7 protein-coding genes are annotated in these 7,905 nt (G+C 36.5%); 1 reads left to right on the top strand and 6 read right to left on the bottom strand.

Features of this window, described 5'->3' with window-relative positions:
- Window positions 1-140: 140 nt before the first annotated feature.
- Complete coding sequence (locus V7068_RS01165; RefSeq protein ID WP_499710588.1) at window positions 141-1,586, bottom strand: DEAD/DEAH box helicase; 1,446 nt, start codon at window positions 1,584-1,586, stop codon at window positions 141-143.
- A gap of 550 nt (window positions 1,587-2,136) precedes the next feature.
- Here V7068_RS01165 and V7068_RS01160 point away from each other — a divergent pair.
- Window positions 2,137-2,334, top strand: a complete 198-nt coding sequence (locus V7068_RS01160; RefSeq protein ID WP_252295067.1) for a hypothetical protein — start codon at window positions 2,137-2,139, stop codon at window positions 2,332-2,334.
- Window positions 2,335-2,543: 209 nt separating this feature from the next.
- Here V7068_RS01160 and helD read toward each other — a convergent pair whose 3' ends face one another.
- From helD to V7068_RS01135, 5 genes are all read right to left on the bottom strand, one after another.
- The gene (gene helD, locus V7068_RS01155; protein ID WP_499710585.1) at window positions 2,544-4,799 is read right to left on the bottom strand and encodes an RNA polymerase recycling motor HelD; all 2,256 of its coding nucleotides are present in this window, start codon (window positions 4,797-4,799) and stop codon (window positions 2,544-2,546) included.
- A gap of 494 nt (window positions 4,800-5,293) precedes the next feature.
- Window positions 5,294-6,166, bottom strand: coding sequence for a DMT family transporter (locus tag V7068_RS01150; RefSeq protein WP_499710583.1), 873 nt, complete (start codon window positions 6,164-6,166; stop codon window positions 5,294-5,296).
- A gap of 277 nt (window positions 6,167-6,443) precedes the next feature.
- Window positions 6,444-6,779 (bottom strand): ArsR/SmtB family transcription factor, encoded by a 336-nt coding sequence (locus V7068_RS01145; protein ID WP_499710581.1) that lies wholly within the window; start codon window positions 6,777-6,779, stop codon window positions 6,444-6,446.
- Window positions 6,780-7,214 (bottom strand): SRPBCC family protein, encoded by a 435-nt coding sequence (locus V7068_RS01140; protein ID WP_499710579.1) that lies wholly within the window; start codon window positions 7,212-7,214, stop codon window positions 6,780-6,782.
- Window positions 7,215-7,262: 48 nt separating this feature from the next.
- On the bottom strand, window positions 7,263-7,535 hold the full coding sequence (locus V7068_RS01135; protein ID WP_499710577.1) for a tyrosine-protein phosphatase: 273 nt from the start codon (window positions 7,533-7,535) through the stop codon (window positions 7,263-7,265).
- Window positions 7,536-7,905 lie beyond the last annotated feature (370 nt).

The raw sequence follows: 7,905 nt of genomic DNA, 5'->3' as shown, positions 1-7,905 counted from the left end.
GGCATCGACCTTGCCCTCTTGAAAGACTGTTTTTCTCTCAAGTGTTGCTCACCCAAGTCTCGCCTCTGCCTCTTCTGATGGAAGGTGGTAAGTGGGATATTTGTGAGAAAGAACCCCAGCGGCTTTAGCCATGGGAGTGGTCATTTAATAGCCTTGCTAACTTTCAGCTTCTTTCCTTTGATTGTTGTATTCTCCATGGCTTGTAAGACTAGAGAGCCTTTTCCATTAAGAATATCCACATATGATAAATTATCCTGGATTGTTATAATGCCAATATCATCTGCGGTTACTCCAGGAATTTTTGCAATAGTTCCAACAAAATCTACAGCTCGAATCTTCTTGTTTTTTCCCCCATTAAAATGAAGTTTCAGAATATCTTTATTTATTCGGGCAGTTTTATTATTTTTAACGACTCGGCGTCCGCTTACTTTTTCTTCGAAGGCAGCTTTTCTTCTAGCAACTTCCTCATTTGTAGGAGCTTCCATTATAGGTATCTTAAAGCCAATGTATTTTTCAATTGCTTTAAGGAATTTTCCTTCATAAGGTGTCGCAAACGTAATCGCCTTTCCTTCATTGCCAGCGCGACCCGTTCTTCCTGTTCGGTGGACATAGCTCTCTTTTTCCATTGGAACATCATAGTTGATGACAAGTGTCACATTATCAATATCAATTCCTCTTGCAGCTATATCAGTGGCCACAAGATAACGAAAATTCCCCATTTTGAAACCATCCATAACGGCAAACCGTACTTCTTGTTCTAATCCTCCATGGAGTCTTTCACAAGAATAATTGGATTCTTCCAATTCGGTAAAGACTATATCTACGTGTTCTTTAGTTCTGCAAAAAATGATACAACTCTCTGGGTTTTCAACGACCGTAACGTCTTTAAGCAGTGAAATTTTTTCTTCTTCTTTAACTTCGATTAAACTATGTTCAATTGTATCCGTCGTTACCCCAGTAGTAGCAATCTCAATATTAATAGGATTTTTCATATATTTATGGCAGAGATTTTCAACATCTCTAGGTAATGTGGCGGAAAATACCATCGTTACCCTGTTTAAAGGGATTTCATTTATAATCGCTTCTACTTCGTCGATAAAACCCATATTAAGCATTTCATCAGCTTCATCTATTATAAGATACTTTACTTGGTCTAAAACTAGAGTCCCTCTTTCGATATGGTCCATGACACGCCCGGGTGTACCGACGACTACATGAGTTTTTTGTTTTAATTCTTCTTTTTGTTTCGCAAAAGGTTCTTTTCCATAAACAGCCATAGCTTTAATTCGTTTAAATCTTCCAATGTTCGTTATATCTTCTCGAACTTGGACAGCAAGCTCCCTAGTTGGTGTAAGAATAATTGCCTGTGGCTTTTTTTCTTCCCATTCAATCATTTCGCAAATAGGTATACCAAAGGATGCAGTCTTGCCACTACCTGTTTGAGATTTTACTACAAGATCTTTCTTTTCCATTGCTAATGGTATTACGTCACTCTGAACCTCTGTGGGAATTGCATATTTTAACACAGCAAGTGCTCTTTTTATTTCATCGCTTAAATTATAATCCTCAAAATTTCTTTTCCTCATGTATTAACCTCGTTTTTTGTATTATCCGACTTATATATAGGATTCTCTCAAAGAAATATTATATGTAAAACCCGAATATAGTTCATTATACTTGAAATACCAGACAAATCGGCTTTTATTTTTATTCCATCAAATTTCTGGATCAAATAATCTGTTTTTCTTTTGACGCTATATAGTAGATGGGCTTTCTCATTGGGGAAATCTGTAATAGAGGGGCAGGCACTCAACTTTTTATCCTAATCATTATCTGAGTCCTTTATAGCAGACATTACTAAATCTAAATGATTTCCGTATATAATGGGAGAATTTTTTCAATTAGAGCATTCGTAAATTTATTATTTTCCTCAATCATCACCATGTATGCTGAGTTTCAAACCATATACACTCTTTATAAGGTAAGAAAATAGATAAGAAATCTTCTCATTAATCAAGTACAGGACCGGTTCGTGAAAGAAACTGAAATAATAATCAATCTAAACGTAGTATTGGATTTAATTTTGGATTAATTGTTCATAATAATTATAAAATATCTGTTACAGAAGGAGATTATATGCCAACTCAAAAAAATAATCGCCATAATCCAGTCCCATATAAAAATCAAGTTAATCGATTAAATAAAGAAGATGATACATATGGCATCCTTAAACAAGCAATAGAAGTGGATACAGATGTCAATGAAGACCCAAATCGGGAAAGATTATTGGATGAATCAGTAGATGCTTTTTTAGAATGGAAAGCAAAACAGTAATATAAGAGCAAGAAGTGTCGTTTCTCATATTTCACAATAGATTAAAAATTCCGTTTCTATTTCTATTTAAACTATTCTGCTTCTGCGTTTAAGTACAAACCTCCACAATCTCTATTAAACTTTAATAGAGATATCCAATTTACCAAAAATGTTGTTCATTTCAGATATAACTAAAGGCTGAACCTCTCAATATGGTTCAGCCTTTCGCTTTAGTTCCTGATTAAAAAATCCTCTTCAGAACCCCCAATAAAAAAGAGGCGATGAAGCGGCCTTGTCATGACGACGTACAGTAATTTAATGTCCAATTCGCTTTCGATTGTATAGGATTCGTTCAGAGAAATTGCAAAAACGCCATCAAATTCAAGTCCTTTTGCTAGATACGATGGCAAAATAACTAGTTGATCCTTTGGGATGGATGCTTGTTCTTCGAGTAAGCAAACTGATTCGTCTATTTCACTCAACACTTTGTAAGCTTCCCGGCAATCTTCCATCGTTTTGGCAATGACAGAAAATGTGCGTAGTCCTTCTTGTTTCATAGTTTGAACTCGGTCAAGCAACTCCTTTCCCCAGGATTGATTCACCTTTTTAATAAAAATAGGTTTCTCACCGTGACGAACGACTGGCTCTACTTGAGGAAAGTTATAAGGTAATAGTTCCAATAGTTTATTGGCTTCATTCATGATTTCAACTGTCGTTCGATAACTTTTCTTAAGCTCAGTATAGGTAGCGCGCGGAAAAATATTGTGATGAACTTCCTCCCACTCTTCTAATCCGCGATACGAGTAAATCCCTTGCGCCAGATCGCCGACCAATGTGAACATATCCGTGTCAGATGACGTTTTTAACGCTTGCAGCTGCATGAAGCTGTAATCCTGTGCTTCATCGATGACGATATTCTTGGCCCGCTTCTCTTTATCGACTCCAAACAGATGTGAATAGAGGTATAGTAGAGCACCTAAGTCCTCCAGCTCATATTGATTTTCTCTAAAAAATTCCATTTGATATCGGCAAAGTCGTTCCGCTTCCTCAATGGAGAGTGTCCCATCACTATATGTAACCAGCATCTTTGAATCGGTAAAAAGCTCCTGATAGTATTCAAGAATATGTTTTCGTTCAAATGGTTTAAAATAAGCTTTAACAGATGTACGAATCGCTTTCTTAATTTCTTCTGTTCGTTCCGCTTTTTTATCCAAGAATTTTGTGACGTACTCTCGGCGAAGATCAGGTTTAATATTTCTAGTTAAGGCCTTTTGAATCTTCGTATCATAAAAATTAGTCACTCGGTCGAGCATAGTTTTTTTCTTCGATTTTACTTGACTTTGCAAAATCTGCTTTAACTTATCGACTCGTGTATAAATCGGTAAATACCAATATTCTTCCACCAACAGCTTCTTGAACTTTTTAGCCGAATAAAGTCGGTATTTATCACAGTAGAAATCTTCCTTTGGAAAGAATCGAGTGATGATTTCTTTCACATATTGGTCGAGGATTCCTTTAAATTTGGATGACCCCTTAATCCCTGAAACCCAGATTGACTCTGCTGTCTCATCATCTTTCTTTTCAAGCAAATCAATAAGTTTCTTATCAGGAATGATGTTCAACTCACATTCAATCGCACTCTGTACATATTCCGTAAAGGTAAATTGCTTCGCTTTTTCTACCCCTAACTCTGGCAGCGCCTCTGAGATGTAATCAATAAACAGTCGACTTGGCGCCAAAATCATCAGCTGTCTTGGATCAAATAAATCTTTATAGTAATAGATGAAATAAGAAATTCTATGGAGGGCAATCGTCGTCTTTCCGCTCCCTGCCGCGCCCTGGACAATAATCGGCTTATTCAAATCGGCCCGGATAATTTTATTTTGCTCTTCCTGAATCGTGGAAACAATTTCGGTCAAACGATTACTGGAGCTCTTCGCTAACGAATCTTGCAACAGCTCATCCGTTGTTGTCAAATCAATGTCACGGATTTCATCTAAATTTCCATCCTCAATCATTAACTGTCGTTTCAGCGTAATATCACCTGAGAATGTTTCCCCTTCTGCTTCGTATGTTACCGAACCGATTCTACCCTCGTAATACAGGTTGGCAATCGGCGAACGCCAGTCAACAATGATCTGCTCCTGATTTTCACGCTGATACAAAGAAGTTTTACCAAAGTAAAGAATTTCCTTTATTCCGTTTTCATCCCGCGTGAAATCCACTCTAGCAAAATACGGCTTGCTTTGTGCTTTTTTAAGGCTTTCCAGCTCCGCTTGCGACATGTCAAAGAAATTGGCCGTCGTCAGTAATTCGGCATACCTCCCTGACTCCTTCCAGTCTTCATCTCCAAACGTTTCCTGCATAATTTTCTTAAATTGACCCTTGCTCGTCTCAGCAGTCTTAATGACCACATCCATATAACGCTTTGTAAATTCTAATCTTTCTTGCTCACTTTTCCTGTCCGGGTGCTGTTTCGATGTCATTTCGTTCTCCTCTCATTCTTGGAAATAAGGTTCTTGACAATCGTCTACAGCGGTGAAATGGACATTAATGTTATCAGAAATATCTTCTTATTGCAATGAAAAACACCTCTCATTAGAATGGGCTTTTACGTTCTATTTTTTCTTCTTCATCCCAATAGTTTACCTCTGTTTACACATGTGACTGCACCTTACTACTTATTTATTTTGTATTTAAAAATAACCTAATTTCGTTGGGTTACAGCACTACTACTCACAATTTCAGATGTTTATTTTTTGGGAAATAAAGACACCCCTTTGGATAATCAAATCTAAAGGGGTGAAAACAGTGCAACTTTTTATAAACAGTTAAACTTTATTTCAAACCAACATTAACATATTTGTTAACGATTAATACTAATAAAGTGCTTTAAAATTTATTCAACTAAAATACAGAACAACTAGTTACATATATAAAGCTGATCGGCAAATAACACCAATCAGCTTTTTCGTGATGCTTATTCTTCTCTAATGACTAATAGTACACCCATAAAGATTAATAGGGTACCTATCCAAAAAGAAAATCCAATTTGTTCACCTAGTAATAGCCATCCTAAAAAAGTACCGACTATAGGTTGGAAAAAGAAAAATAATCCGCCGCTCGAAGCGTTAAGCATTTGCAGCCCGCGATTCCACAGTAAAAAGCCGCATGCCGTCGAAATAACTCCTAAGTATAAAAGACCGCCCCAAATAGATGGATGCATCATAGCTTGAAAATCAAGCTCAGCTAATCGACTAATTGTAAAAGGCGTTAGTAAGGCAATTGCTACAAGAATAGCATAGCTCGTCACGATAATTTGTGAATAGTGTTCCGGTACACGTTTAATAAGAACAGACATAAGTGACCATGTTAGTGCTGCAACAAGCAGTGATACACCGCCAAGTTGATGAGATGAATCAATATTAGCATTTCCAACAATCATACAGACACCGATTGTTGCTAGAATAATAGAAATTGCTTTTTTAAACGTGATTTTTTCTTTTAAAATGATGCGGGCAAATAACACCATAAATGCAGGTGTCGTTGAAGTAATGATAGCACCCATTTGTGCGGTAGAAAGCATCGTACCGACTTCTTGGGTTACGATAGAAATTGTGTTCCCAATAAGCCCAATCATGAAAAGTAATAGCCAGTCTCGTTTTCCAATATGCCATGATTGTTTTGTTACAACACCAATAATGAACAATGCAAAAATCGCAATAACATAGCGAAACCATACTAATTCAAGTGGCGGTACAACATCTACCACAACTTTTACTACAACATACATCCCGCCCCAAATACTAGCAGCGAGTGATAAATATAAAGAACCTAATAAGGTGTTTTTCATTTTGTACCCTCCGTTTTTCTCTAGACAATTCTTGTCCTTAACGGAGATGTAGTTCTTCTACCGTTAAGGGAGAAGAACTACAGGTACATCATTTTCAAATCGTGACAACCACATCATCAGCTTTCAACTCACTTTCAAAATGTTTACTTTATCCTATACTAATTTTGTTGAATTCGATATAAAACGGTTCAATTATTCGATCACTCGTACGATTCAAAAATTTGATAGACTATATTTACAATTGTCATTTTTGTTCATCACATTCAGTTTGAATAACTTATAATCCAGCTTGTCCATCATTTTCAACCACATGTTTGAGAATTGACAACTTATTAGTCCAAAATTGTTCAAAAAATGAAAGCCACTGTTTTAATTCTTCTAAAGATTCTGGTTGCAGTCGATAAAGTTTTTCTCTACCGACCTTTCGACCACTAACTAATTTTGCTTCCGAAAGAATATGAAGGTGTTTTGCAATGGCTGTACGACTCATAGGAAAATAAGATGTTATGTTTGAAATAGATAGTTCTTTTTCAGTAAGTAATCTAAGTACTTCTCTACGAGTTGGGTCGGCAATAGCTTGAAATACATCGTATTTTTCTGCTGATGAAGACATTTAGCCCTCAACAACCTTTTTAAGCTTTTCATTCACAATTCCTACCCAACCTTGATTCATTCTGTCACGAATAACAGCACTTTCCTCGTTGGCTTTCGGAAGAATAGTATCAGAATGTTTCCATCCAGTATGAATCAGAGTAAACTCCGTCTTATCGCCCATCTCTTTTAAAATAAACGATACAACCCAACCATCTGTATCCCATGAAAAAGAAAGTCGATAAGGTGCATCAATTTCTAATACTTTGCACGGGGATGGCCCAAAAGGTGATTGCACATGAAATTCATACCCTACTTCCAGCTCAAAATCATTTGGCATGAACCATGCTGCAATACCTTCCGAAGTAGATACTGTATCCCATACTTTTTGAATAGATGCTTCAAAAATAACAGTTTGCTTAATATCTGGTACTGTCTTTTGATTATTTGTTTCCATAATCATTCTCCTTATTTAATTTAAAATGCAACACTATATGGTTTCATATTATTCATAATATAACACCCAATGGTTTCGTGTCAAAGTAATGTTTATCTCCAAAAATAGAGGTTCCTCTAAAAAATCCACCAGGAAACTACAGTAAAGCGGCAAACAAATGACTCCCGCTAGGATTGCTGGAGTCATTCTACTTAAATACATTTGAGTCCTTTCATAAGATACTCCAACAAGCAATTGAATGATAGCTGCTATATATCCTGTGCGATCCTTTCCTCCTGTACAATGAATAAGTGCTGGTACATTTTTAACTAATGCACTCACTTACACTTATTCATATAGAAAAAGCGATTCTTATTAAAGAATCGCGCCTTCTTGTTAAAGAAATCCTATTATTTATTATGTTTCTTTCATATTACAGATTTTACGAAAAGAAAGCCCATTACGGTGCGCTGGCACCCCCTTTAGGGATGGGATGAATGTTCACTCAAATGCGGTGTGCAGATAAAATACCAAAAATATGTTCTATACACCACACATTCGAAATGGTGTAATTTGGTGTATAGGATGTTCTTTGAAAACTGAACATAGGTGGTTGTGACAGGAAAAACGTCTGTCACGTAAAATGTTCAACGTTCTACCGACCAACACTCTTCGTAGAAAGAGTGCGGTATCATAATCCTAGACAAGTATC

The organism is Bacillus sp. JJ634, from assembly GCF_036962285.1.
GTDB classification, from domain to species: domain Bacteria; phylum Bacillota; class Bacilli; order Bacillales; family DSM-1321; genus Peribacillus; species Peribacillus asahii_A.
Note: the sequence above shows the minus strand (reverse complement) of the source record. Positions and strands in the feature narration are given on the sequence as shown.